The following is a 25,281-nucleotide window of genomic DNA, read 5'->3' as shown; positions in this document are numbered from 1 at the left end:
CGGTGAGATCGTGCGCACTGTGCCGAGAGGAATGCCCGGGATCGGGCGACTGTGACCCGTGACACCGAACACGGTTCAGAACTTGCCGGTGTGGTGCTCGACGCGGTGGCCGAGTCGGGCGGTGAACTCGGCAATGAATTCGTCGGTCAGCGGTGGCCAGCCCCAGAAGTCGAAGGCAAGGGCGCCGAGGGCGAAGCCCCCCGGCCATTGCCAGTCGATGATCGCGCTGGTGGTACCGCACGCGGTGCATGCCACCGCACCGGTGCCCGTCTGTTCCCACGCTTCGATCGCGTCCGAAAACGGTTGCCACACTGCGGGATCAGGTTCCCAGGCCTGTGGGTAGTCGATGATCACCGTGGTTGCCCGGCAGCTCGGGCACGTGGCGTCGGCCGGTGCGATCTCGCCCTGACCGCCGTAGTGGGCGTGGCGGCCGACGACGACCGCTACCGGTGCGGGAATCCACTCGGCGCCCCAATCCTGGGCGATCGTCGCCCAGGCGGGCCCTGCCACATACCCTTCGTCGGCGTGGAGGCTGTACATCGCGTCCGCCGAGGTCTCCCGCAGCAGCCACCCCCGCGACACCATCCAGTCGATCGTCGCCCCGGCCGACGCCTCGGCATCCGCCACGGCCACATCGAGATCGACGATCCGTTCGAAGTAGTCACCCACCCTTCGCATCCTGCCACCGTGGTCCGACATCGTGCGGCGCCGGTCAGCGCCGCGGGTCGATGCCGTGGTCAGGTCGCGGCAGCCCAGCGGATCGTCGCGGGTTCCACCCTCGCGCACAACGGGTTTCCGGTCGCGTCCGTGAGGCCGAGACGAGCCTCGAGCACGCCCGATTCGACCGCGGCCGCCAGCGTCTCGGCGGGGACGTCGGCGAGCATCAGCTTGGCGCGCCGGAACATCGTGAGCGTTCCGGCATCATCGGCGCTGACCCAGCTGAGGTAGAGGAACCGCTCCCCCGGTCGGCCCTGGATGTGGGTACCTCGGACGTCGGTCTCGTGGACGGTGCCCTCCACCGTCCACGAGACCGATTCCGCGTCACCACGCTGTAGGTCGAGCAGCTCCTGCGGCCGATTCCTGCGCTGCACGCCGACATGAATGTTCGAGTACGCCGTCTCGATCCCGGGCGGTCGACAGGACGACCCCGGCAGCTGTGTCCCCACGATTCGGATGCGCATTCCGCGATTCTCCCGCATGCCATGCCACGTTCCGAACAACGTTCGGCGAGGCAGCGGAGTCCGTCGATTTCGCCCGCGGAGCTCAGTTCACCGCCACTGTCTCGGTCGACGCAGACTGCGCCGCTTCGGCTTTCGCGAGCGCTCCCGGCCACCACACCTTGTCGCCCAGCAGCGCGAACAGCGCGGGGACAACCAAGGTGCGCACCACGAACGTATCCAGCAGGATGCCGATCCCGACCACGATGCCCAACTGGGTCAGGGTGATCAACGGCAGCACACCGAGCACACAGAACACCGCTGCCAGCACCACGCCGGCGCTGGTGATCACGGCCCCGGTCGAGGCGACCGCGCGCACCATGCCCTGGGTGGTGCCGTGCGCGCCCGCTTCCTCGCGGGCCCTGGTGACCAGGAAGATCGTGTAGTCCACACCCAGCGCGACCAGGAACAGGAAACCGAACAGCGGCACGTTCGTGTCCAGTGCGGGGAAGCCGAAGATCGCGCCGCTGATCCAGCTGCCCGCACCGAGCGCCGCGAGCGCGCTGAGCACCGTGACGCCGACGAGCAGCACGGCGGCGGGCACCGCGCGCAGCAGTGCCAGCAACACCAGCAGCACGACGGCGAGGATCAGCGGAATGACCAGCGCCTGGTCACGGCGGGCGGCGTCGCGGATGTCGAGCGCTTCGGCGTCCGTACCGCCGACGAGGGCCTCGGCGCCGGGAACCGTGCCGACCGCCGTCCTGATCGCCTCGATGGTGGTGAACGCCTCCGCCGAGCCGGGCGGCGCGTCCAGCACGACCGACCACCGTGTCGCACCGTCGGCGGAGGTACCGGTAGCGGTGGCGCGCGAAATGCCCCGCACGCCATCGAGGGCCGACTGGATCGGGGTGGTGGTTTCGCTGCGCGCGATCACCACGGCGGGATCCGACGAACCGGACGGGAAGTGGTCGGCCATCGTTTCCAGCCCGTCGACGGACTCGGCCTCGACGCGGAACTGCTCGGTCTGCGAGAGCCCGATATCGGTGGTCACGAGCCCGGTCGCGAAGACGATCAGCACCGCCGACGCCGCCCCGGCCACGACGGCAGGGCGTCGCACCACCCGCTTCGCGACGGCCGCCCAGACGCCCTGCTCGGCCGCGTCGCGACCGTCGGCCTTCGGCACGAACGGCCAGAAGACCCGCCGGCCGCACAGTGCCAGCGCCGGCGGCAACGCGGCGAGCACGAAGATCAGCGCCACCACGAGTCCCGCGGCGGCGAACGCGCCGAGGCTGCGGGTGTTGGGGAGCAGCGCGAGTAACAGCGTGAGCAGAGCCAGGACAACGGTGACATTGCTGGCCACGATGGCGGGCGCGGCATGACGCACCGCGGCGCGCAACGCTGCTCGATGGTCGGTGTGGCGATGCAGTTCGTCGCGATACCGCGATACCAACAGCAGCGCGTAGTTCGTTCCCGCCCCGAAGACCAGCACGCTGGTGATGCCCGACGTCGAACCGTCGAAAGCGAGTCCGGTGAGCTCGGCCAGGAGCGTGCCGACACTGGTGGCGACGCGGTCGGCGAGCCCGACCACCGTCAGCGGCACCAGCCACAACACCGGCGAGCGATAGGTGACGATGAGCAGGGCCATCACCACGATCGCGGTGACGATCAGCAGCAGCGAGTTCGCACCGGAGAAGGAGTCGGCGATGTCGGCGCCGAAAGCCGGTCCGCCGGTGATCTGCACGCGCAGCGTATCGGGCAGATCGGTGGTGACGGCGGCGCGGAGTTCGCCGATCCGGTCGGTGAGCGCGAAGCCGTTGAGCTGTGCGGACACCGGAATCTGGGCGAGCGCGGCCCGCTCGTCGGGAGCGAGAATCACCCGGGGACCGTCGGTCGGCGGGCCACCCGCGCGGGTGAGCGCCGCGTCCAGTGCCGTGAGATCGGCCGGTGTCAGCGCTCCGCCGTCGACGCGGGTCGCCACCATGATCGCGGCGGCGGTTCCGGCATCGGGAAACCGTGCCGCCGCTTCGGCGGCCAGGGAAGATTCCGCCGATCGTGGCAACGACACCGGGGCCTGGCCCGCGCTGTCGTTGCTCCCTGCCAGCGCCATCACCGCCATCGCGGCCGCGACGACAGCGAGCAGTACCGCCCACGATCGCCGACCGGTGACCAGCCCGGCGAACCGGTCCCACCCGTTTCCGTCGCTCACTCGCATCACGCCGAAACTATTTCAGAAACTTAACTAATTGGCAATGCCGGTGGCTCCGACGGCTAAGCTCCCTGTCGGACAGAGAGGAGGCCGCGCGTGGATGACGACACCGCCGACACGAACCCGGCCGCCGACCGGGCAGAGCTGGAAACCGGTATCGCCCGGGATCTGCGTGCGCTGACCGCGATCTCCGAACAGATCGGTCACGTCTTCGCGCGATCGAACGACCTGCGCCCGAACGATTTCCGCGCCCTGATGCACGTGGCCACGGCTGACGCCGAGGGCGCACCCGTGAGCGCGGGCCAGTTGAGCAAGTTGATGGGCGTCTCCGCGCCCGCCGTCACCTACCTGGTCGAGCGCATGATCGAATCCGGGCACCTCGACCGCGTGCCCGACCCGGCGGACCGACGGCGGGTCAACCTGACCTATACCGACCACGGCATGTCGGTCGCCGCCGGATTCTTCGGACCGCTCGGTTCCCGCACCCGCGAGGCACTGTCCGCCCTGCCCGACAGCGACCTGACGGCCGCCCACCGCGTGCTCGTCAGCGTCACGGCCGCGCTGCGCGAGTTCTACGCCGAGCTGCCGGAGCCAGGGCAGACCGCCGCCGAATAGGCACGTCCGGAACCGGCCATTCGCAGCCACTCAGCGCGCCACGACGCCACGTCTATAGGGCCGCTCGATCTGCGCTCGGATACGCGTGTCGTCCCCTCTTCCGGTAGCCCTCTCGGAATAGCCTGTGCTGGTCAGCAGCATGTCCGGCCCTTGTCGCCGCCGAATCGGTGTCCACGGTCGGCCGAGTTCTTCTCCGCCTCGAACACCACAAGCGAGGGAGTTGGCTGTGTCGGATTTCGTTCTCACCGCAGGCACCGTGATCACCATGGACGAGGACCGCCCTCGCGCTGACGCCGTCGCGGTCTCGGGTTCGCGCATCGTCGCGGTCGGGTCGCTGGCCGAGTGCGTGTCGGCGGTGGCCCCGGATGCCGAGGTCATCGATACCGGCGCCCGAGCGTTGCTGCCGGGGTTCGTCGAACCGCACGGGCATCCGTTCCTGGGCGGGGTCCTCACCCAACCACCCATCGCGCAGATCACCCCGTGGGTAGCCCCGACCTGGGACGATGTGGTGGCCGTGTTCACAGCAGCCATCGCCGCGACCGATCCGTCGACGCCGCTGGTGTTCAACGGGTTCGACGCACTGCTCCAGGAACACGCGGCACCGACAGCATCGGACCTGGACGCGATCTTCGGTGATCGGGTGGCCGTGGTCCTGGACAACTCCGCGCACGGCATCTACTTCGACACCGCGCTCATCGAGCGGTACGGCTGGTCCGGCAACCCGCCACCGGACCCCGACGGCGGTCACTACGGTCGCAATCCGGACGGCTCGCTCGACGGTCAGGGATTCGAAGTGCCGGTGCTCACCGCGGTCATGACTCCGTTGATCGCCGAGATGCCCAGCCCGCTGCTCAGCGGCGCCGGGTTCTTCGCGGCGATGTCGCGCGCCGGGTACACCACGACCTCGGACATGGCCTACGACCCGCAGACCAAACACGACTACGAGACACTGGCCGCCACCACATCGTGCCCGCTGCGGGTCAACCTGTGGGAGATGTCGACCACCGATACCTACACCGAGCCCGAGACCTTCGCCGCCGGCGACGAGATGCTGCGCAAAGCCGGCGTCAAGCTCTGGACCGACGGTGCGGTCTGGGTGGGCAGTGCGGCGACGTCGTTTCCCTACCTCGATACCGAGGCGACTCGGCGCGCCGGTATCGACCCGGCGACCGCGGGCGGCACCGGTTCGCTGAACTACACCCGATCGCAGCTGGACGAGATTCTGGACGACGCCGCGCCCGCCGGCTGGCAGATGTCGTTCCATTCCAACGGCGATCTCGCCGTCGAGCTGGCCTTGGACGCCTACGAGGCGGCGTTGCAGCGCCACGGCCTGACCGGCACCGATCACCGGTGGCGGATCGAACACCTGGGCGGAGCGACGCGCGCGCAGATGGATCGTGCGGCCAGGCTGGGCGTGCACGTGTCGATGTCACCGTTCCAGTACTACTTCTGGGGCGATCTGCTCGACGGCGCGATCTTCGACCACGAACACGGCAGCCGGTGGCAGCCCACCGCCGACGCGCTGGCCTCGGGGGCGTGTGTGTCCGTGCACAACGACGGGCCGGTCTCGCCGCCGTCGCCGCTGGTCAACATCCAGACCGTCGCCTCCCGACGCACCCGCGCCGGCACCGTCCGCGGCGCCGATCAGGCGATTCCGCTCGACGACGCGATCCGCGCGCAGACGATCAACGCCGCCCGCACCCTGCGCCGCGATCACCTGATCGGGTCCATCACGGTCGGCAAGCTGGCCGACTTCGTCGAGTTGTCCGGTGACCCCTACGAGGTCGACCCGGCCACGTTGGGCGAGACCGTCCGGGTCAACGGCACGTGGGTGGGTGGGCGCCGGGTCGACCTCGACGCGTTCCTGGCCGCAGTGCCGAACAGCGACGCGACCCCGCGCCCGAGCGCGCACCTCGGACCGTGCTGCTGAGCCTGCGCCCCCTCGACCGAGGGGAATCCCTGAGCTGAAGCTCCGGGTCGGGACCTGATGTGCCCGGCCCGTCCCGACGGGAGCATCGAAGGATGGAAACCGTTGGCAATCAGGATATTTCAGGAACCGTTCGACGGCGTCGCGGTGTAGCCGCGCTGGCATCGGCTGTCACGGTAGCGGGCCTGCTCGGGCTCTCGACGGGAACCGCGTCCGCGGACACCGCCGTCAGCTGTTTGTGGGCGGGCACCCCGTACTCACAGGGAGCCACCGTCGTCGCCGGTGGCTGGACCTTTACCTGCGACCGATCGCGGACCGGGGACGCACGCTGGGATCGCGGAGCATCGACGCATCGGACGAGCACGGTCGTCAATCCGGGCGCCGCCGCCGAGCCCACCGGCCGCTTCAGCGCGGGGGCGGTCCAGCCGGGCACCGGATACCACGACTATTGCGTGGGTGAGCAGCTGGTCAGCGGTCGGGAAGCTGTCTACGAAGCCGTGCCGGACGGGCGCGGCCTGCGCTGGCGGCCGGCGGGCCCGATCGCACAGTGGCGGTTCGATCAGGGCGACGGCACCGCCCCGACGGGCCGGTCCGCGAGCGAGTGCCGGGTGGATCCTGCGTTCTGAGCCCGTCCATGGCGACCGGAGCGATATCGACGGCGATGGTGTGATCCGGCGTCGGCGCGGACACGCTTCGACAACGCCGAGGACACGACCCTGGTTCTGCGGGCGAAGGGGAGAAATGATCGAACATAACCGGCACTCCCCGGCCATCGGCACAACGTGGAGGTTCGAGCGATGTGGAACGCGATTGTTCAGATCTGTGGATTCTTGATCATCGGCGCCGTGGTCGGCGTGCTCGCCAGAGTGCTCAAGCCGGGTAAAGAGAACATGAGCATGGGCATGACCCTGGTGCTCGGCATGGCTGCGGCGCTGATCGCGGGCGTGATCGCCAGCCTCATCGGCGTCGGCTCCATCACCGAGCTCAACTTCTGGGGCTTCGTCCTCGCGGTCATCGCGGCGGTGGTGCTGCTGTTCGCGGCCGAGTCGATGGGCGCCCGCAAACACCCGCCGGTGGCCTGAGCCGAACGAACGGTGCCGCTGCTCGGCGGGCCCCGGCCGAACAGTGCCGAGGTCCCGCCGTAGCGCGGTCAGGTGATCTGCTCCGCGACCTCTCGATCGGCGTCGCGTGCTCCGGTGGTCGCGGCTACCTTCGCGAACGACTCGGCTGGATCGCTGCCGACGATCTCGTGCTCGAACTCGCTGACGGTTCCTGGCCAGGCATTGGTGATCGTGCCGTCCGCGCGCTTCCACCATGCCGTCGCCGCACCATCACACCAGATCGTCTGGGCGAGAGCATGATCCAGACGGTCGAGGTAGCGCGCCATTGCCCGCTCGGTCACCTCCACCGGTGCACCCCGGTCCGCGCTGAGGGCCAGACAGCGCGTGATGTAGCGGGCCTGGTGTTGCTTGACCGAGGGGTTGCTGTTCGACGGAGTGAACGAGTGCGGCCCGGCGATCATGTAGAGATTCGGAAAGCCGGGCACCGCGAGTCCGTAGAAGGCGGTCGGTCGTCCTCGGCGCCGCCACCGGTCGTGCAGGTCCACTCCGCCACGGCCACGGATTCGCACCCCGGCGAGGAAGTCCGGCGCACGGAATCCGGTAGCCCACACGATGACATCGGCGCGGCGCTCGGTGCCGTCGACAGTGCGTATCCCGTCCGGGCCGAGCCGGTCGATGCGGTCGGTGACCAGTTCGACGTGTGGCTGGGTCAGCGCCGGATAATATCCGCTGTCGAGCAGGATCCGTTTCTCCCCGATCCGGTAGTTCGGTGTGAGCTTCGCGCGCAGTTCACGATCGCGCACCTGCCACCGAAGGTGGGCCCGCGCAACGAGTTCGGCCGGTCCTGCCGACCACCCCGCGCGCATGATCGGCGCGAGAACCAGATCAGCGGCGTAGTAGATCCCGGCCCGATACAGGTCGTGCAGACCGGGCACATGCGTCAGCGCCCACCGCGACAGCGGACCGAACGACGCGGCGGGCTTGGGCAGCACCCAGGACGGGGAACGCTGATACACGGTGACACCGGCCGCGACGCGGGCCAGCTCGGGAATCATCTGCGCCGCCGAGGAACCGGTGCCGACGACGGCGATCTGCCCGCGCAGATCCGCGGTGTGATCCCACCGTGCGGAGTGGAACGCACGGCCACCGAAGGTGCGCGCTCCCCGCAACCGAGGAATCGCGGGTCGATGCAGTTGGCCGAGCGCCCACACGACCGCGTCGGTGCGGATCCGCTCCCCGGTGGTCGTGGTCAGGGTCCAGGTGCGGTCGGAGTCGCTGTAGTCGGCGGCCGTCACGGCGGTATCGCAGCGCAGATGCGCACGCAAACCGTTGCGGTCGGTGACCTCCCGCATGTAGGTCAAGATCGCCTGCTGATCCGGGTAGCGCACGCGAACGTCTCGATAAGGGTCGAAGGCGAAGCAGTACAGGTGCGCGGGCACATCGCAGGAACAGCCCGGATAGGTGTTCTCCCGCCACACCCCGCCGACCTCGGGTCCTTCTTCGAGGATCAGGAAGTCGCGCACCCCGGCCTGCCGCAGCTGCGCGGCCATGGTGAGCCCACCGAAGCCCGCCCCGACGACAACTACTTCGTGGGTGATCGTGGGCCCGGTCATCGGCGGGCGCCATAGGGGCGCGCGAGAATGACGAGTACATCTAGTGTGGTCATCGCAGAGTTCTCCAAGTGTCTGCATCTGCTCTGTGGGCGGTGGCGACCGCCGTGCAGAGCTGTTTTCGGGTGTCTCCCCGTGCTCGCGGGGAGGCACCCGATCCGGTATCCGAGGAAGATGCGCGCTGAATGCGGCGACGCGACCCCGGGTGAATTCGCGAGCAGAGCGGTCGACAACGACCCTTTCTGCCTTCACCACCGCGGCGGTCCACGTCCGAGTCCCGGGTGCGCCGAAGACGACGCTGTTGTCCGCGGAATCACCACCCGGACAATCGAATTGGGACAGGTCATACCGTGAACTCCTCCAATGCTCGGGAAACGGCCGCACATGATTCGCTTGCTTCCGGGCTCGGGAGTTCTCTCCGACCGGCGCGCACGCGACTTGTCCCCGCCCCACCAGCAACGGCAATCATCCGGCAATCGAGCCGTTCGGCAGGCGGTCTCGGTCGAGCCGGGGTGTCGTCGCGCTTCGGGCCGACATGAGCCGCCGATCCGGCGGCCCACCGCGCCCACGAGTGGCCACCACGCCGTTCAGCCGGGGTTCGCGAAAGGCCGCGAGCGCGGATTGCGAACCTGAAACATCGCCGCATCGAGAGGAGAGTCTCCGGTAAACTCGCTGCGTGTCGAGCTAGACGGATCGTGGGCGATCGAACTCCGATCGCGAGCACCACCCTTCAGTCGGCGCTGCGCACAGGCGTGCCGCGCAATCCGCCGTCCCTACCGAAGTACGCGATTGCCTGTCATTGCGACCTGCAGGAGTCCCGGAGATCTGCGATGGCGGAATTTCGCCGCAGTAAGGGGCTTGTCATGACCGAGCGCAATCCTTCCGCAAATCGTCCCGTTCCCGAAGAAGAGCCTTTCGCGCGGCAAGCCGCCGCCGAGGGAATCTCCGTACTGGCGGCGATCATGCTGTTCATCGCCGCGGCGGCCTCCATCCTCGAGGGCATCTCCGCGATCGCCGAGGACGAGTTCTATGTCGCCGGCTTCAGCTACGTCTACGAATTCGACGCGACCACCTGGGGCTGGGTCCATGTCGTCCTCGGTGTGATCGCCATCGTCTGCTCGATCGGCTTGATGTCGGGCACCGCGTGGGCGCGATACGCGGCGGTGGGCATCGCGGCACTGGTGATCATCGCGAACTTCTTGTCCCTGCCCTACTATCCCGCGTGGTCCATCGTGATCATCGCGATCAGCGTGGTGGTCATCTGGGCCGTCACCGCGTGGCAGCCCGCTCGCCACGACCGGGCATGATGCCGAAAACGCGAAGCGCCGAAACCGCGCGCCGGGTTCGACCACGACACCGTGCGGCCCCCGGCATCTAATCTGAAATGAAACTGTGTCTGAAAACCTCGGCGAAACCGACTGCGAGTGGCGAGAATTGGCCCCGACGGACGGTTCGGCGCAACTCAGCACCTGTCGTACGTCACGAATTCCCTTCGGCAACAGAGGAATTGGACGATGGACAGGTTGTCGAGATCCACCGCGGCGATGCTGGTTGCCGCCGTCGTCGCGGCCGGGACTGCGGCGGCCGGCGTCGCGCGGGCGGAAACGCCCAGCGCGCAGCCCTGCACCCCGTACACGGCAATCTTCGCGCCGGGGACCTGGGAGACCACGCCGGGAGCCGATCCCAGGGTGCCCGTCGGGATGCTCCAGCCCGTCGGCGATGGCCTGCAACGGCAATTCGGTCGTGACATCACCGTGCTCTACGTCCCCTATGCCGCGAGCGCTTTCGACCTGGGCCTGAGCTACGCGGAGTCCCTGGGCACGCTGGAATCCCGCCTGCACCAGATGATGCGCGGCCTGTGTAGCTCGACGCAGGTCGTCCTCGCCGGCTACAGCCAGGGCGCGGACGGCATCGGCGATCTCGCCACCGAGATCGGCAATGGCGACGGTCCCCTCGATGCCGATCGAGTGGTCGGTGTCGGACTACTGGCCGATCCGCATCGCGATCCGAATACCACGCTCTCCCTCGGCAATCCGCAGCCCGGCCTCGGCATAGCCGGAACGCGAAGCCGGGATTTCGGTGCGTTGACCGAGCGGGTTCGCACCCTGTGTACCGACGGCGACCTGTACTGCTCTCTCGATGCCACCGCCTCCCCGTTCCTCGCCGCGTTGGGCCGGGTCCTGAGCGGTGATCCCGAACCGATCGCGAATGTTATCCCCGCCACGGTCGATCCCAGCAGCCTGATCGCTCAGGCTGTGACCATGGGCGCCGGCTGGACCGCCACCGCGGCGAACCTGCCCACCATTCTCGACGACCTCACCCACCTCTCGGAGTTCATCGCGGCGGGTGACATTCGCGGTGCGCACCGGACCGCGAATGCCCTGAATGTTGCGCTGTCCCCGTTGGTCCAGGCCGCCGCGGGTATAGATCGAGCCCTGGTCGCCCAGGTCATCCGCGCGGCCGCCGCCGTCGACCCCTCGGGTTGGACCGCAGCCGTCAGCCTCATCGCCGACGCCCTCGTGCCCATCGATTTTCTGAGCATCGCCGACGGGGTGGGCCGAATTCAGGAAATCCTGTGGCGTGCGGTCGAATCCCTCGATCGCAACGACCCCCTCGCCGCCGCCACCGACCTGGCGACCCTGGTCGCCACCGGCGCCGACCTCACCGGTTCCGTGCTCGGCCCCATCGCCGCCGGCATCCGGGCAGACCTCCGCACAACCGCCCGAACCCTGCTCGACATCGCCGACCCCGCCACCATCGACGAGCTCGTCCAGCTGGCCCGCCAAGGCGTGGACATGGCCAACTTCTACGCCTCCGAGGCTCACGTCGACTACGGCGACGACGTCCTGATCCTCCTGAACTACCTGAGCTCCCAGGTCGTTTCGTAGCCGGGAAAACATTCGCTGGTGTGTCAGCTCGACCTGCATCGAGCTGACACACCAGCATTCAGATCAGATCAGCACGTCACGGCATCTCCGACCGAGTTGTCGAGACGCACCCCCAGAACTCTCGACAACTCGCCGACACTGTCGGCACTGGGTGTCACCACATCGCGCTCCCACCGGCTGATCTGGTTTCCGTCCGCGATTCCGATCCAGTCGGCCAACTCCGCCTGGGTGAACCCGGAGGCCATCCTTGCCGCCCGAATCGCTTTGCCGATCGTGGACATGGTCTCCCCTTTCTCTCGATGCCCTCAGCACGGACCGCATCGGCGCGGGTGCCCGTCGGCGAACCCTCGTCCTCCTGATGCGGTCTCGCGCAGCCACATTCGAAAGGTATCGGCGAATCGGCCCGCGAAGGAGGCTGTGACTGCACGACGACTGACTGTGCACGCACAAACGTGCGTGCATCCGGGCCCGGAGCCCCGGCTACTTCGGTGGGTTGCCCACATCGGTGGCGCTGCGGCGCCAGTCACGGGGCGTCATCCCGAATGCCTCGCGGAATCGCCGGGCGAAGTGGGCGGCGTCGCGGAAACCCACGGCACCGGCCACGGACGCGATGGACCGGTGCGCGTAGCCTCTGTCGATCAGCATGTCACGGGCCCGGACCAGGCGTTGTTCGATGATCCACTGCTCGAGGCTGATACCCGACTGCGCGCAGACTTTGTACAGGTGCCGCACGGAGATGTTGTTGCCTGCGGCGATATCGGGGATCTTCAAGTCCGAATCGGACAGGTGGGTCCGCACATACCCGAGGATCTGCTCGATCAGCAGCTGCTCCGGGATGGCGGCGCCGTCACCCGGCCCGCGGCCGGCCGCCGAGATCAGTAGCGCCCGAACCATTTCCAGGCACGACTCACCCACGGAGGCAGCGGCCGGATCCGCTTCGAGCTGGTCGGCGATCCCGACGAGATGCTGAATCTGCGCCGTGACCATCGGGTACAGCGGCGACGCCGCCAGCCGCCCGTGCGCCGCGACGACCGTCTCCGCGGAAATGCCGAGGCGCTCCCTGGACAGCTGCAGGCACAGCGTTCCGCCGAGACCGTGCCAGCCGGAGGCGAACGTCGTGGCCAGGTCGATCACTTCGCAGGCGCCGGGCTCGATCAGCGTTTGCGCACCGAACTGTTCGTGCCTGCGAACCTGCCCGTTCTGCACGGTCACCGTCAGGGTGTCGCTGGGCGTGGTTCGCTCGTGCCGACTGGTTCGGCAGACCTGGTGACCGGATACCTCGGAGCGAGTGAGCGCGATCGGGCCCAGCATCCAGGCCTGGTGACGGCTGACCACTTCGGCAGGCGAATCCCACATCTGCAGGGTGGCCCCGATATCGGCTTCCTGCAGGATTGCGGTGACCGCCTCCCGCCGGTCCGCCGGCGTGAAGTAGTCGGAGTCGATCAGCACTGCCATTTGTGATCTCTACTTCGGATTCTCGTCGGCGGCGGAGTCCCTCCCATCGCCGACCGCTGCGCGTATTCGGGTGGTGGCGATTCGGGGGCCTGTAGTCGGCGATGCTATCGCGCCGTGGCGCGCCCGGAGCCCGATTCGGCAGGGTTGCCGCACCGACTTCACCGACCCACGGTGGCGTGTTCCCTTGCCGTGGTGGGCCGTAACGCCAGGATTCGACGTTCGGCAGGCGTCGCCGTCGCAGCCCATTCCGGCCGCAGAGCCGCATAGATGCACACGTCGCGCCACCGACCCTGGGTTCGGTACAGCTGGCGCAGCCGCGCCTCCGGCGTCAAGCCCACTCCCGACATCACCGTGTCCATCACCGGATGATCGTGGCGGTGCCCCGCCCATACCCGGTGAATCCCGAGCGGCCCGAAGGCGAATGCCGCCATCAGCCGCCCCGCCTCGATCCCACCGGCGCGCAGCGCCCCTTCCGGAACCACGACCAGACCGCCGATCATCGCGTTGCTGCCGAAATCCTCCACCAGCAGGCCGATGGTGCCGACCATGGTGTCCTCACCCGGTGCCGTGATCGCCAATGTGTACTTGCGCCGCGGTGTCTCGCCGCGGGAGCACAGGGCGGCCTCGAACGACGTCGCGGCCGCCCGGACGCCCATGCTGTCGGTGCCCATGTATCGGGTCAGGTGCGGGTCGGTGAAGATCCGCTGATACACGCCCAGATCACCGGCACGGAGATCACGCAACCGCAGCCGCGGGCCGACCAGTTCCACATTGCGCAGGTCGATCGTCAACGGACTTCCTCCATCGCCCGCACGAACGCCGGAGCGATCTGTGGGCCCACCGCGGGGATGAGCTCGTCGAGGTCGATATAGGTTCGCCCCGACGGGATCGCCTCGCCGAGCAGGATCCGGCGAGCCGTGTCCGCCACCAGGGCGCCGCCGAGCATTACCCCGGAAGCGAGCTGCGGCCAGCTGCACAGGCTTCGGCCGATCTCACCGACCGCGTCGCGCATCGCCGGGCTCAGCCGCGGCTCATCGACCACTGTCAGCAGAAACGCCAGCAGCTCACCCCGGTTCATCCCCGCGACATCGGACGAGGTCGACCCACCGGTGCGACCGTGGAACAGCGGGCGATGGGGTTCGCGATCGAAACGCTCCACATCCAGCAAGCCGCGATCGTTGGCGTCCATCAGTACCGGGATCTCGCGGCGCCGCGCGTACTCACGGGCAGCGACTTTCGCCCATACCGTGTCGCATTCCTCCACCAGCAGATCCAGCGGACGGGTGCCCTCCGCTCCGTCGAAGAACGGCCCGATCGATTCCTCGGTCAACCCGTCCGTGAACACCTCGATATCGAGATAGGGGTCGATCTCGAACATCTGACGCGCCGCCAGCACAGCCTTGGAGACCCCGAGATCGAATACCCCGGCCCGCAGCCGGTTCAGATTCGACAGCCCGACGGTGTCGAAGTCGGCCAATCGGAACGATCCGCCGACCCCTTCCATCGCCAGCGTCACAGCCGCACTGTTGCCCACCGACAGCCCGATCACACCGATCCGCCGCTCGCGCAGGACTCGCTGCTGCACTCGGTCGATCTTGTTGCGATTCCGATCTGTCCGCACCCGCTGGAAAACCTCGCGCGGCAGCACATGTACCAACCGGCCGTTCCACGGATAGAACACCCACGTCCCCCACTGCCACAACGGAGTCCCGTCACAGATCCGGCGACGGGACGCCACCAGCGAGCCGGTCGACTGTGCGACCGCAGGGTCCTCGCAGCGGATCAGTTCGTCGAGCTGATCTTCGATCGTGTCGTGCACCGCGCTGACAGAACCCGACGCTGCCAGCGCTTCGAGGTCACGCAGCCCTTCCGGGCTCGATGGATCGAGCAGCTCGGGACGGAAATGCGATGTTGCAGCGCCGGGCGTGAGTACCGCCGGACGCGGAACCGAGCGATGCCAAACCATGTGTGCACAAACCTCCGACCCTCATGAGGCGAACGGCCACCCGCTCGTCTCTGTCGACCAGGACGCGCAAAGGATACACACAGCACACTTCCAGCTAACCGACCTTCGGTCCACCGGCATGGCGCTGGCAAACCTCGGCCAAACTGGGCCTACAACCACGGGATTCGGTGTGACAGGCGACCCGTACCGTCACTCATACGCAGTCTCGCAATAATCCCGCAAGCATCGATTCCAGGGCCACCGGTGCCCGGAAACCCGGAGTCAGCCGTCGGCTCGGGTGTCGAGTTCGCGCTGAAGGTCGGCGTTGATGCGCTGAGCCTCGGCGAGCTGATCTTCGAGGATCACGATCCGGCACGACGACTCGAGTGCGTTGCCCGCATCGACGAGTTCACGCACGCGCGCGGCGATGCGCAGCTGGTAGCGCGAGTAGCGGCGATGCCCGCCCGCCGAGCGCTGCGGGGTCAGTAGTCGCGCGGCGTCGAGGCCACGCAAGAACGCCTGGGTGACGCCGAGGATCTCCGCGGCACGCCCCATGCTGTAGGCGGGGTAGGTGTCGTCATCGAGCTTGTCCGCGGCGCTGGCGCCGTCGGCGGGATGGGTGTTCGGGTGCTGCACGAGGCCTCTCGGATTCAACGCCGGAAGGCCCCGGCGCGCTGGGCGCCGGGGCCGTGATTTACGACTGAGGGATTGATTTCACTTGCCTTCACCGGCCGCAGGGGCCGATCTCAGACACCGCATCCGACAACTCCCGGGATGCGGGACATCTAAATGGCTGATCAGTGGCCACCACCTCCTGAATCGTCGGTTCTACCTGCGGTACTTCACTTGCCTTGCTTCTTCGTCCCCTCGGCGGTCCAGCCGACTGCACCGGATTCTCTTCTCCGCCTGAGGGGACGGCCGAACTTGCCATCCCGGGCAGTTCACCTGCCCGGCCATCTGATTTCTTAACAGGAACGAGAGCGACTATATACCCTCGAAACCGAGAATGTCTACACCCGACACGACAGATTTTTTCCACCGATGGGATCCGTTGCCGAATGATGGAGGTAGCGTCGCGAGCCGAGGCGAGCCGGCGCCAACGGCCGAGGACTCACGATCCAAGAAGAGGAAGCCACAGAAGCCAGTGAGCTAGGCAGCCCTTCTGCACGTGGCACAAAAAAAATGGCCGGCCGACATGAAAACATGCCTGACCAGCCATTATGCGTGGTCCCAGCTGGTTTCGAACCAGCGACCTTCCGCGTGTGAGGCGGACGCTCTCCCGCTGAGCTATGGGACCGAACACTGTGTCGGGCGGGTTTGGAGCCGCTCGAACGAGATGGAACATTAGCACGGGGGGCCGGGATGACACCAAATCGCCTTGTGAAGCGGGGTTTCGGCGAAGGAACTTCGCCGGGCCGGCGCTCGCGTTCGCGCGCGTGTGCGCGCGAACGGGCGATCGATGGTCCCCACATTCGCCCCTCGGGCGATATCATGGCTAGATGCGCATATCTATGTTTCACGATGTGGAGACGAGGGGTCACTGGGCGGCGCGGAGACCCGGGTCGACGTGGGCGACATGCGTGTAATTCATATTTAGGGCGGTTTACCAGGCGATTTGTAGTCTGCGTCGAACGTCGGCTAATGTTCTCATCGCACCGCAGAGAGCAGCAAAGCCGCCAGGCCGAGCCGCTCCCCTAAGTGTGAAGTAAATGCGGATGTGGCGCAGTGGTAGCGCATCACCTTGCCAAGGTGAGGGTCGCGAGTTCGAATCTCGTCATCCGCTCGAGAGGTAGGTAAGGCACTAGCCCCATCCTCCTTTGTACGGTGGAGTGGCCGAGTGGTGAGGCAACGGCCTGCAAAGCCGTGCACACGGGTTCGATTCCCGTCTCCACCTCGCGCGATTAGCTCAGCGGGAGAGCGCTTCCCTGACACGGAAGAGGTCACTGGTTCAATCCCAGTATCGCGCACCACCGTACCGAGTCAGGCCCCCTTTCGAGGGGGCCTGACTTGTTTGCGTTACCGGTCGAGCGAGACGAGCCTGTAACCCAGATCACTCTCGGCGCGGTTTTCCGGTGAGCTCCCCTAGTATCGGCACACGGCATCGCCGGGCGGGTCCGGTGTGGGACCGGCGGCATGGAGGGGCAATCGAGTGAGGCAGATCCTGTTATCGGCGGGGATCGCTCTTGTCGTCACCATCACGCTCACGCCGGGGCTGATCCGGGTCTTCGCACGACGAGGGTTCGGGCAGGAGATCCGGATCGACGGGCCTGCCAGCCATCAGGCCAAACGCGGAACGCCCACGATGGGCGGGCTGGCGATCGGGGCAGGAGTGTGGGCCGGGTATCTCGGGTCGCATCTGATCGGGTTGCTGTGGGACGCGCCGGGGCCGAGCGCGTCGGGGGTGCTGGTACTGCTGCTGGCGTCGGCGCTGGGTGTGGTGGGTTTCCTCGACGACTCCATCAAGCTGCGCAAGCACCGCAATCTCGGATTGACCGCGGCGGGCAAATACATCGGGCAGATCGGTGCCGCGGTGGTGTTCGCTGTGCTCGTGCTGCGGTTTCCCGGCGCTACGGGGCTCACGCCCGCCGGTCGCAACCTGTCCTATGTCCGCGACATCAACACCATCACCTTCGCGTCGCTGTTCTTCGTGGCATTCATCGTGTTGCTGGTGGTCGCGTGGTCGAACGCGGTGAACATCACCGACGGTCTCGACGGACTCGCGGCCGGGTCGATGAGCCTCACGCTCGGCGCGTACGTGGTGATCACGCTGTGGCAGTACGACAACTCGTGCGAGATCAGTCCCGGACGCGCCTGCTACACGGTGCGCGATCCGCTCGACCTGGCGATGGTCAGTGCGGCGGGCGCGGCGGCGTGCATCGGTTTCCTGTGGTGGAACGCGGCGCCGGCCAAGATCTTCATGGGCGATACCGGGTCGCTCGGCCTCGGCGGGCTGCTGGCCGGGCTGTCGATCACCAGCCGCACCGAACTGCTGGCCGTGGTGATCGGGGCGCTGTTCGTCGCCGAGATCATGTCGGTGGTGTTGCAGATCGTGGTGTTCCGCACGACGCATACCCGGCTGTTCCGGATGGCGCCGTTCCATCATCACTTCGAGCTCAACAACTGGCCCGAGACCGCGGTGATCATCCGGTTCTGGGTGCTGGCCGGGATCGCGTCGGCGACGGGGCTGTGCCTGTTCTACAGCGAGTACCTGACCTCGCTCTAGTTGTCGGGGCCTGCGGCTACGCTGACTCGATCGAGCGAGGGAGGTCGCCGCTGTGAGTGCCGAGATCGTCAGGCCACCGGGTCACGATATCGCCGGAGACGTCTCGTTCGAGCTCGAGGAGCTCGACGATCTGGTCGGCGAACTCCTCACCGAGCATGCCGAGCGCGCCGCCCGCGACGCGCGGATCGTCGCGTTGCGCCTCGGGATCGGGGGGCAGCGCCCGGAGACCCTCACCCGGATCGGCGCACGCTACGACCTGGCCCGTGACAGGGTCCGCCAGCTGTACGCCAAAGCGGTCGGGCGGATCGTGCGCGACGCCGCCCGCGCCGGACACCGGTCGGCGCAGGTGTTCGCGCACCGCTATCCGGTCGAGGCGGGCGATCTGCGTCTGGTGCGCATGCTGCTGGCCGAGACCTACGCGACCGATACCGACCTGGTCGCCATGGAATGGTCCTACCTCAAGCTCCGGCTGGCCGGACACGAACCGGGCGACGCCAAGCGGGTGGCCGGCTATGTGATGCAGCGAATCCTGGGCTGGCAGAAGAAGACTGCCAGCATCTTGGCCAAGCTCCAGGTGCCGACGGACGGCGCCGACGATCTGCGGGCGCTGCTGGCCGAGGTCGAGTGGGCGACCGGGTCGCCCGCCCCACTGCCCACGGAGTCGGCGCGCGTGGCCGACGGTGACGACGACGGCCGCGGCCGGTTCTACCTGGCGAAGGCGGGCCGCGACGTCGCCTACGACTCGGCCATGGCGGCCCGGCTACTGCGAACCCTCGACGCCGACCCGGCGGTGGCGGCGTTCCAGGAAGAACCGACCGCACTGACCTACCGCTTCGCCGACGAAGACCAGGTGCACTATCCGGCCGTGGCCGCACAGCTCACCGACGGCCGCACGGTGCTCATCGACGTGGTACCGCTGGGCCGCACAGCTTTCCACCGCAACCGGATCCAGAGCGAACTCGGCCGCGCCTACGCACGCGAGCACGGCTGGGGCTGGCTCGTCTGGACCGGGAGCGCGATCGGTACATCCCAGCTCGAAGCCCGCCCGGTCGACGCCTCGATCGAGCAACGCCTGGCCACAGACCTGGAGCAGGGTCCCTACGATCGGCAGGCGCTGGCCACGGTCAGCACGGAAACCGGCCTCGACCTCCTCGACCTCGCTGGTCTCGTACTCCGCTACGACTGGCAGTGGGACCGGTTGCCGATGCGGCTCAGCGCATCACCATCGCGCCGACCATCACGGTGAGGACGAGCAGCATCGCGCAGCAGGTGAGCCACTGCCACTGATTCAGGGTGCGATCCATCCGCCCGATGCTCGCGCGCAGGCCCGCCGCGACCCGCTGCTGGGCGAGGAGCTCGCTGCGCAGTCCGGCCATGGTGATGGCTTCGGCGTCGGCGTTCACCCCGGCCCGATCGATCCGGTTGTGCAGACGGCCCACCAGTCGCTGCTTGTCGCGCACGGCCTGGCGCGAGACCGCCAGCTCCACCCGCTGATCGCGCAACTCGGTGCGCTGGTGCTCGATCATCGCGGCCTGCGCCGCGGTGTGCCGTTCCCAGGTGCCCACGTCGGACCACCCTCCTGTCGTGAGATCCGCGTGCCCCCAGTGCATTTCGCCGGACACCCAGTCTTGGAGAAAATCACGCAACTCGGTACTGCCGCCGGCCGGCGCGGCGAAACCGGTCTTGCCCGCGGCGAGCATGCCCTGGTCGATGCGGTAATCGGCGGCCGCGGGCGCGAAATCGGCGATGCCGACCGCGGGGACCAGCGGCACCCAGAAACCCTGCGGGCACACCCACAGCACATCGTCGATTCCGGCCGCCTGCAGGCGTTTCCGGTGCGCGCGGGCCGCGGTGATGTCGAGGGGGCCACTGCGCACCTCGACCACGCAGCGCCGGTCGCCGCGGCGCCAGTAGATATCGACGGGGATGTCGCCGATCTGTGCGTCGACCTCGGCCTCGTCGGCGCCCGCCGCCGTGAGCCTGCCGCAGATCCAGTGCTCGAGACGCTGCGTATTCCATTGGGTTGCCGCACATTCGGGGCAACCACAGCCATATCCGGTGCGTTCGGTCACGGCGCGGCGGCTGCCCTCGGAAATCCCCAGTTCGTCGAGCAGCGCTCGACGTCCACACGCCACCTGGGTCTCGCTCAGCCGCTTCGTCCTCACACCATCACTCCCTCACCAAGGGACCCGTCGTAGGCTCACGCGCACGTCCTGGACATCAGGTTCCCGCAGCCATCGAAAAGGCGCCAGCCCCCTTGACCCGCGTTCGGGTGCGTCATCGCCCGGTGATTGAGATCACAAACGCGACTCTGCCTGTATATCAAGCCATTTCATTGTGCCAACGTCGCACGAAGACGCCCAATTCTTGATCATTTCGATACACAGACCCGGCCTGTTGCATGTCCGTTTCATCCTGATTGCGAATCAGTTCGGCGCGTCGCGTAAGCGGTCACGACAACGCGTGCTGTTGCTCCGGTGGATATGATCGCTGCGGCCGAGGCGGGCACGCTCGGGCGACCACGGGAAGTAGGGTGTGCATGAACCACGCTGAGCACGACGAGTCCATCGGGTCGATGCTGGCGAGTATCGCCACGGCGCTGCGCGAAGTCAGCGACAAGCTCGATATCGTCGCCGCGCGGGTCCAGCTCGATGTGCCCACCTTCCCGGTCGACGAGGATCTGCCCGACCACACCCGGATCAGGCGGCTGGAATCCTGGGCATTTCGTGCGTCACAGGACATTTCACGCCTGAGTTCCCGGCTCGACGCCCTCGACAACGACGGTGAGCCCGATTCCGGCCGTCCGGCGCGGAGCACGCCCAGCCGCCGCGAAATTCGCGAAGCCGCGGAGGCCGCCGAACGCGCGGCCGACGGGCTCGACGACCACCAAGCGGCCCCCGAGTCCTTACCGCCGCACCGGGACCGCGATATCGACAGGTCCCGGCCACCGCTCGAACGCCGCAACTCCCCTGTCCGGCCGACCACCGATCACCTCGGCGATCCCACCGCGCTGGCCGCGACACCGATCCCGCGCACGGCGGAGGCGGCGGCCGCGCCCCTGGGGCAACCGGCGTCGTTCGACACCGATTCGGCAGTCACGGTCGGCGGCAATGCCGCCGGTAGCGAACCGCCGAGCCGTCGACCCGCGCCCGTGCGGCTCAGCAGTACCGGCGAGCGGGTCTCGGCCGGCAATCCGACGTCGACGAACGGGACCAACGGCACCGCGAAGGGTGTCGCCGGTGACATCGCGTCCACACGAAACGGCACACCGGTGCCCGCGGTGATCGGCACCGTGCTGACGGCACCTGTTGTCGACCCCGCGCCGGGAACGAGTGCGTCGACAGCCACGAAGCCCACCGCGACGGTGCTCTCCGAGGATCGCCCGGCCACGTCAGGTGTCAACGACAACAGCACGGCCTCATCCGCTACCGACGGACCACTGCCGGGGAGCGCGGAGGTGAGCGCTGTCGTGCGCGAGAGCGGTCCCAACGGCTTCGGGCTCGGTTCCGGTGCGAGGAAGCATGATCCGAGCTCACCGGCCGAAGCCCAGTCGGCGCGCCCGGCGCCCGGAGATCCGCTGACGGCGGAAATCAGCCCCGATGCTGTGATCGAGCGCGCTCGCCCGGTCAAGAAGCCGACGGAGAGCTCGGTGACAGGAGACGGCCGACTGCGCGTTCCGTCGCCGGAGGAGCTGTCCCCCAACGGGAACGGTGTCGCACGGCCCGCGCCGACGGAACCCGTCCATGCCGCCGACGACCACTCGCCGTCGGGATTCACCGGTGAGCGATCCGCGACGCCCCCGAATGGCAAGCCGGTCAACGGATTCGACTCCCATTCCCCGCTGGCGGGTGAAATCCGCCCGGACACGTCGGTGGATGCGCAGCCCGTAGGCAATACCGCCAACGGCATCCACTGGTCTTTCACCGATGATCCGGCACCCACGTCGCCGGCCCCGGACCGAAACGGGCACGCACGCAACGGCTTCACCACCGACTCCGCGCGCCGCGCCGAATCCCTCTTCGACGATTTCACCCCGCGTGACCGCATGACCACCGGTGAATCACCCGAGCCGCCGGCCGCCTCCGGGCCGCCCCCACGCCTCACTCCCCCGGCAGAACTCACCACGCAGCCGAACCAGACGCCGGCGGAACCGGCGCGCACCCCCGGTTCATCGCACGTCAACGGTGTCGGCGACAGCACCGCGTTCCCGAGCACCGATCGACCGGCGAACACCGGCGCCCTGCCCGACCAGGCACCACGCAACAACCACGCGACGCTCACCGACCACGACCACCCGTCCGCGGACTTCGATCCACCGACTCTCGGCCTGCCGACCGGGCGCGATGGATCGGCGAGCAATCCCGATCCCCTCGCACGCGCTGCCTCCGACCCGGTTCCGCCCACCGCCACCGACTCGGCCGGCATCACCGTCACCGGCACCTACCGTGCCTTCGACATCGAACGCGCCCATGTCGACAAGCTGCAGGCCATGCTCGACGAGCTGAAACGATCGGCCGGTCTCCCGCCGGGCCGCCGCGACGTGTTCGGCCCACCGACCCCGGACGTGGGTTAGGCGCAGCGAGAAACGTCGCGACCGCGAACGCTGTGCACATCAGTCCGTGCGTCCACCTCGTACCGGTCATGCGCGAGAGGCTGACAGGTCGCCCGTCAGGCAGGCTTCGCCAGCGGGACCAGACCCGGATCGGCCTCCGGCTTCGGAGGTTCGTGCAGGACGGTGCCGATGAGGTCACGTAGAGCGCGGTGACCGGCGTCGGCGGTGTTGCGTGGATGCCACGCCATCGCGACCACGGGGGCGGGCAGCGGCAGCGGGATCTCGAACATCGCCAAGCCGAGCGCGGTGCGTGCGGCGCGGGACAGGAGTTCCGGTGCCGGGCAGATCAATTCGGTCGACGCGAGGGTGAGCAGCGCGGTGGGCAGGTCGGCGACGGTGGCGACCACGCGGCGGGTGCGGCCGTGCAGGGCGAGGCGGTCGTCGATCGCGCCGCGCGTGCGACCGGTGGGCGAAACCTCCAGATGGCGGGCCGAGGCGTAGGCGGCGACGGTGGGGCGGTCGACAGCGAACGGGTGGTCGGGCGCGGCGACGCCGATCCAGCGGTCGGTGAACAGGCGCTTGACCACCGTCTCCGGGTCGGTCTGCCCGATCATGCCGACTTCGACGTCGACCCGGCCGTCGCGCAGCGCCACCGCACCGTCGGCGGCGTCGGCGGCGAGCAGCCGCACGGTCACCCCTGGCAGCTCTGCGTGGACCGCCGCCAGTAGCGGACCGGACAGGCTCGCGCCGACCGAATCACCCACGCGGACAACGAAATCACGATGTCTGCCCGGCCCGTTCCCGTCGCGGGCGGTGAGCAGCGACCGACCCTGATCGACCAGGCTCGCCACATCGTGGCGCAATTCGAGCGCCCGCGGCGTGGGCACCATCTGTCTGCCCGAGCGAACGAGCAGCGGATCGCCGAGAACCTCGCGCAGCCGGGTGAGGGTGCGACTCATCGCCGAGGTCGAGGTGTGCAGTCGCCTGGCCGCCTCGGTCACGCTGTTGGTGTCGAGCAGCGCGTCGAGAGCGAGCAGCAGGTTCAGATCCAGCGCGTCCACGCGAGGATTATCACCAACGCACCGATCGCCGTCGGCGTTGCCGACGGCGATCCGGCGTGTCGGCTACCGCTCCGCTACGGGCGCCGGTGCGGGCGCCACCGGGGCCGCCACCGCGCGATTGCGCAGCACCCCGCGGTAGGACGACGGCCGCACGGGTCGCACCCACTGCGCCAGCCGCGACATCAACGGCAGCGGTGTGCCGAGATCGTCGAGCATCTCGTCGATATTGGCCAGCGAGAACGGGACCACCGAGGCACCGTGCGCGTGGTTGCCCTCGCTGCGTTCACGCGACCACTCCAGGCGCGCATCGATCTCGTTGTTCATCAGCTCGGCCATCGGCGGCACGAACCGGCCCGTGAGCAGCCCGGCGATCCAGTGCGCGCCCACCTCGGCGCTGAGGGCGCTCACATTCGAGCTGTTGTAACCGGCGAAGCTCAGATTGGGGATCTCCACCGGCAGGATGTGGCGGTAGAGCCGGAAATCGCTCACGTCGTCGGTGAGGGCGCGCCGCACGAACGGGGTGAGGAACGGCACCTCCTGCCGGTATCCGGTGGCGCAGAGGACGATCTCGGCCAGTTTCAGGCTGCCGTCGGCCAGACGCACCGCGGGTCCGTGCGGTCCACCGATCAGTTCGGTGATCTCGGTGTCGCGGTGCACGCTGATCCGGCCCGCCTCGACCTGCTCGGCGAAGCCTTCGGTGGCCAGGCTCGCGCTGCTGGTGCCGATCTCGGAGATCGGGCTCGTCGGTACCAGATCGAGCTCACGCAGCCGCAGCTTGCGCGTCACCCGCTCCTGCAGCAGGTCCATGTTCGACTGGCGCAGCGCGAGACGGTCGAGCAGCCGTTCGACGCGGTGCGGGAAGCGGGACGGGAAGTGCGCCTCCCCCGCGCGGGTCAGCAGCAGACGCTCGTAGTCGGCGCCGAAACCGAGCTTGCGCGGCATCTTCCAGGTGAGTCTGCGCGCCACCACGGTGGTCTCGTCGGCGATGTGGCTGACGGACTCGGCCACATCGCACGCGGACTTGCCGTAGCCCAGCACGACCACCGAACGATCACGCGCCTGTTCGACATCGTGGAATTCCGAGACATGGCACAGTCGCCCACCCGCGGCACGGAACGCCGCGGCACCGGCCAGGGCCGGCATCACCGGGTCGCTGTAAACGCCGTTGGCGACGATCAGGTGATCGCAGGTGGTGCGGTGCACACCCATGTGGTCGCGGATCTCGAGCAGCCAGCCGCTGTCGACCGGGTCGGCCGCCACCACCTCGGTGCCGAGGCGCAGGTGCGGGCCGAGGCCGAACTCCTGCACGTATCCGGCCAGGTAGGCCTGCATCTGCTGGCCGTCCGGCCAGCGGGGGAAATCCTCGGGCATCGGGTGATCGCTGAACGCGTACGTGGATTTGCTGTTCTGCGCGCGAAGTCCTGGATACCGGCGGGTGGCACTCCACACACCGCCGACGTCGGGGGCCCGGTCGAAGACTTCGACCGGGAACCCCGCCTGACTCAATACCTTCGCGCAGGCCAAACCCGCCACTCCCGCACCGACGATCCCGATGCGGCTACCGCTCGTCATGCGCAGGAG

The 25,281-nt window shown here is 68.1% G+C and carries 21 protein-coding genes and 4 tRNA genes; 12 read left to right on the top strand and 13 right to left on the bottom strand.

Going from position 1 to position 25,281, the window contains the following annotated elements; translation table 11 throughout:
* Window positions 1–75: 75 nt before the first annotated feature.
* From ACWF99_RS07720 to ACWF99_RS07710, 3 genes are all read right to left on the bottom strand, one after another.
* Complete coding sequence (locus ACWF99_RS07720; RefSeq protein ID WP_452535398.1) at window positions 76–678, bottom strand: hypothetical protein; 603 nt, start codon at window positions 676–678, stop codon at window positions 76–78.
* Window positions 679–737: 59 nt separating this feature from the next.
* On the bottom strand, window positions 738–1,181 hold the full coding sequence (locus tag ACWF99_RS07715; protein ID WP_452535396.1) for a DUF5990 family protein: 444 nt from the start codon (window positions 1,179–1,181) through the stop codon (window positions 738–740).
* 82 nt (window positions 1,182–1,263) lie between these two features.
* On the bottom strand, window positions 1,264–3,369 hold the full coding sequence (locus ACWF99_RS07710) for an MMPL family transporter (RefSeq protein ID WP_452535954.1): 2,106 nt from the start codon (window positions 3,367–3,369) through the stop codon (window positions 1,264–1,266).
* Between the two features lie 90 nt (window positions 3,370–3,459).
* Between ACWF99_RS07710 and ACWF99_RS07705 the strand changes: the two genes are divergently transcribed.
* From ACWF99_RS07705 to ACWF99_RS07690, 4 genes are all read left to right on the top strand, one after another.
* A complete protein-coding gene (locus ACWF99_RS07705; protein ID WP_378626804.1) occupies window positions 3,460–3,978 on the top strand; it encodes a MarR family winged helix-turn-helix transcriptional regulator in 519 nt (172 codons plus the stop codon).
* Window positions 3,979–4,204: 226 nt separating this feature from the next.
* Window positions 4,205–5,908 (top strand): amidohydrolase, encoded by a 1,704-nt coding sequence (locus ACWF99_RS07700; protein WP_452535394.1) that lies wholly within the window; start codon window positions 4,205–4,207, stop codon window positions 5,906–5,908.
* Window positions 5,909–6,000: 92 nt separating this feature from the next.
* Window positions 6,001–6,531, top strand: a complete 531-nt coding sequence (locus tag ACWF99_RS07695; RefSeq protein ID WP_452535392.1) for a hypothetical protein — start codon at window positions 6,001–6,003, stop codon at window positions 6,529–6,531.
* Window positions 6,532–6,702: 171 nt separating this feature from the next.
* On the top strand, window positions 6,703–6,987 hold the full coding sequence (locus tag ACWF99_RS07690) for a GlsB/YeaQ/YmgE family stress response membrane protein (RefSeq protein ID WP_378626799.1): 285 nt from the start codon (window positions 6,703–6,705) through the stop codon (window positions 6,985–6,987).
* 68 nt (window positions 6,988–7,055) lie between these two features.
* Here the strand turns inward: ACWF99_RS07690 and ACWF99_RS07685 are convergent, their stop codons facing one another.
* Complete coding sequence (locus ACWF99_RS07685) at window positions 7,056–8,579, bottom strand: flavin-containing monooxygenase (protein ID WP_452535390.1); 1,524 nt, start codon at window positions 8,577–8,579, stop codon at window positions 7,056–7,058.
* A gap of 860 nt (window positions 8,580–9,439) precedes the next feature.
* On the opposite strand from ACWF99_RS07685, the gene ACWF99_RS07680 reads away from it, so the two are divergent.
* Together ACWF99_RS07680 and ACWF99_RS07675 are read left to right on the top strand one after the other, a co-directional pair.
* Window positions 9,440–9,883, top strand: coding sequence for a DUF7144 family membrane protein (locus ACWF99_RS07680; RefSeq protein WP_378626797.1), 444 nt, complete (start codon window positions 9,440–9,442; stop codon window positions 9,881–9,883).
* A 207-nt stretch (window positions 9,884–10,090) separates the two neighbouring features.
* Window positions 10,091–11,464, top strand: a complete 1,374-nt coding sequence (locus tag ACWF99_RS07675; RefSeq protein WP_452535389.1) for a cutinase family protein — start codon at window positions 10,091–10,093, stop codon at window positions 11,462–11,464.
* 68 nt (window positions 11,465–11,532) lie between these two features.
* On the opposite strand, the gene ACWF99_RS07670 is transcribed toward ACWF99_RS07675, so the two are convergent.
* From ACWF99_RS07670 to ACWF99_RS07645, 6 genes are all read right to left on the bottom strand, one after another.
* On the bottom strand, window positions 11,533–11,745 hold the full coding sequence (locus ACWF99_RS07670) for a helix-turn-helix domain-containing protein (RefSeq protein WP_378626795.1): 213 nt from the start codon (window positions 11,743–11,745) through the stop codon (window positions 11,533–11,535).
* Window positions 11,746–11,944: 199 nt separating this feature from the next.
* Window positions 11,945–12,919: a helix-turn-helix domain-containing protein gene (locus tag ACWF99_RS07665; protein ID WP_378626794.1), complete on the bottom strand. Its 975-nt coding sequence runs from the start codon at window positions 12,917–12,919 to the stop codon at window positions 11,945–11,947.
* A 158-nt stretch (window positions 12,920–13,077) separates the two neighbouring features.
* Window positions 13,078–13,710 carry a GNAT family N-acetyltransferase gene (locus ACWF99_RS07660; protein WP_378626793.1) on the bottom strand — a complete coding sequence of 211 codons (633 nt, stop codon included), beginning with the start codon at window positions 13,708–13,710 and terminating at the stop codon, window positions 13,078–13,080.
* Complete coding sequence (locus ACWF99_RS07655) at window positions 13,707–14,885, bottom strand: ThiF family adenylyltransferase (protein ID WP_452535387.1); 1,179 nt, start codon at window positions 14,883–14,885, stop codon at window positions 13,707–13,709. The genes ACWF99_RS07660 and ACWF99_RS07655 overlap by 4 nt, the downstream gene beginning before the upstream one ends.
* Before the next feature lie 261 nt (window positions 14,886–15,146).
* On the bottom strand, window positions 15,147–15,500 hold the full coding sequence (locus tag ACWF99_RS07650; protein ID WP_452535386.1) for a MerR family transcriptional regulator: 354 nt from the start codon (window positions 15,498–15,500) through the stop codon (window positions 15,147–15,149).
* Between the two features lie 589 nt (window positions 15,501–16,089).
* A tRNA-Val gene (locus tag ACWF99_RS07645) sits at window positions 16,090–16,161 on the bottom strand.
* A 414-nt stretch (window positions 16,162–16,575) separates the two neighbouring features.
* Between ACWF99_RS07645 and ACWF99_RS07640 the strand changes: the two genes are divergently transcribed.
* The 5 genes from ACWF99_RS07640 (at window position 16,576) to ACWF99_RS07620 (ending at window position 19,333) form a co-directional block, all read left to right on the top strand.
* A tRNA-Gly gene (locus tag ACWF99_RS07640) sits at window positions 16,576–16,647 on the top strand.
* 40 nt (window positions 16,648–16,687) lie between these two features.
* Window positions 16,688–16,758 (top strand) — tRNA-Cys (locus ACWF99_RS07635).
* Window position 16,759: 1 nt separating this feature from the next.
* Window positions 16,760–16,834: transfer RNA gene (locus ACWF99_RS07630), tRNA-Val, on the top strand.
* A 179-nt stretch (window positions 16,835–17,013) separates the two neighbouring features.
* Window positions 17,014–18,087 (top strand): phospho-N-acetylmuramoyl-pentapeptide-transferase, encoded by a 1,074-nt coding sequence (gene mraY / locus ACWF99_RS07625; RefSeq protein WP_378658313.1) that lies wholly within the window; start codon window positions 17,014–17,016, stop codon window positions 18,085–18,087.
* Window positions 18,088–18,139: 52 nt separating this feature from the next.
* The gene (locus ACWF99_RS07620) at window positions 18,140–19,333 is read left to right on the top strand and encodes a hypothetical protein (protein WP_452535385.1); all 1,194 of its coding nucleotides are present in this window, start codon (window positions 18,140–18,142) and stop codon (window positions 19,331–19,333) included.
* On the opposite strand, the gene ACWF99_RS07615 is transcribed toward ACWF99_RS07620, so the two are convergent.
* Window positions 19,299–20,252: a hypothetical protein gene (locus ACWF99_RS07615; protein ID WP_452535384.1), complete on the bottom strand. Its 954-nt coding sequence runs from the start codon at window positions 20,250–20,252 to the stop codon at window positions 19,299–19,301. The two genes, ACWF99_RS07620 and ACWF99_RS07615, sit on opposite strands and share 35 nt — an antisense overlap.
* Window positions 20,253–20,626: 374 nt before the next feature.
* On the opposite strand from ACWF99_RS07615, the gene ACWF99_RS07610 reads away from it, so the two are divergent.
* Complete coding sequence (locus tag ACWF99_RS07610) at window positions 20,627–22,660, top strand: hypothetical protein (RefSeq protein ID WP_452535383.1); 2,034 nt, start codon at window positions 20,627–20,629, stop codon at window positions 22,658–22,660.
* A 95-nt stretch (window positions 22,661–22,755) separates the two neighbouring features.
* On the opposite strand, the gene ACWF99_RS07605 is transcribed toward ACWF99_RS07610, so the two are convergent.
* Window positions 22,756–23,700: a LysR family transcriptional regulator gene (locus ACWF99_RS07605; protein ID WP_452535381.1), complete on the bottom strand. Its 945-nt coding sequence runs from the start codon at window positions 23,698–23,700 to the stop codon at window positions 22,756–22,758.
* 63 nt (window positions 23,701–23,763) lie between these two features.
* Window positions 23,764–25,272, bottom strand: coding sequence for a flavin-containing monooxygenase (locus ACWF99_RS07600; RefSeq protein ID WP_452535379.1), 1,509 nt, complete (start codon window positions 25,270–25,272; stop codon window positions 23,764–23,766).
* Window positions 25,273–25,281 lie beyond the last annotated feature (9 nt).

Source organism: Nocardia sp. NPDC055002, assembly GCF_053608825.1.
This window is presented reverse-complemented; position numbering and strand designations above follow the sequence as displayed.

Coding starts and splice junctions, on each gene's coding strand:
- ACWF99_RS07675 (WP_452535389.1), top strand. CDS start 10,091: ATGGACAGGTTGTCGAGATCCACCGCGGCGATGCTGGTTGCCGCCGTC.
- ACWF99_RS07655 (WP_452535387.1), bottom strand. CDS start 14,885: ATGGTTTGGCATCGCTCGGTTCCGCGTCCGGCGGTACTCACGCCCGGC.
- ACWF99_RS07665 (WP_378626794.1), bottom strand. CDS start 12,919: ATGGCAGTGCTGATCGACTCCGACTACTTCACGCCGGCGGACCGGCGG.
- ACWF99_RS07600 (WP_452535379.1), bottom strand. CDS start 25,272: ATGACGAGCGGTAGCCGCATCGGGATCGTCGGTGCGGGAGTGGCGGGT.
- ACWF99_RS07680 (WP_378626797.1), top strand. CDS start 9,440: ATGACCGAGCGCAATCCTTCCGCAAATCGTCCCGTTCCCGAAGAAGAG.
- ACWF99_RS07710 (WP_452535954.1), bottom strand. CDS start 3,369: ATGCGAGTGAGCGACGGAAACGGGTGGGACCGGTTCGCCGGGCTGGTC.
- ACWF99_RS07695 (WP_452535392.1), top strand. CDS start 6,001: ATGGAAACCGTTGGCAATCAGGATATTTCAGGAACCGTTCGACGGCGT.
- ACWF99_RS07690 (WP_378626799.1), top strand. CDS start 6,703: ATGTGGAACGCGATTGTTCAGATCTGTGGATTCTTGATCATCGGCGCC.
- ACWF99_RS07670 (WP_378626795.1), bottom strand. CDS start 11,745: ATGTCCACGATCGGCAAAGCGATTCGGGCGGCAAGGATGGCCTCCGGG.
- ACWF99_RS07685 (WP_452535390.1), bottom strand. CDS start 8,579: ATGACCGGGCCCACGATCACCCACGAAGTAGTTGTCGTCGGGGCGGGC.
- ACWF99_RS07720 (WP_452535398.1), bottom strand. CDS start 678: ATGCGAAGGGTGGGTGACTACTTCGAACGGATCGTCGATCTCGATGTG.
- ACWF99_RS07715 (WP_452535396.1), bottom strand. CDS start 1,181: ATGCGCATCCGAATCGTGGGGACACAGCTGCCGGGGTCGTCCTGTCGA.
- ACWF99_RS07610 (WP_452535383.1), top strand. CDS start 20,627: ATGAACCACGCTGAGCACGACGAGTCCATCGGGTCGATGCTGGCGAGT.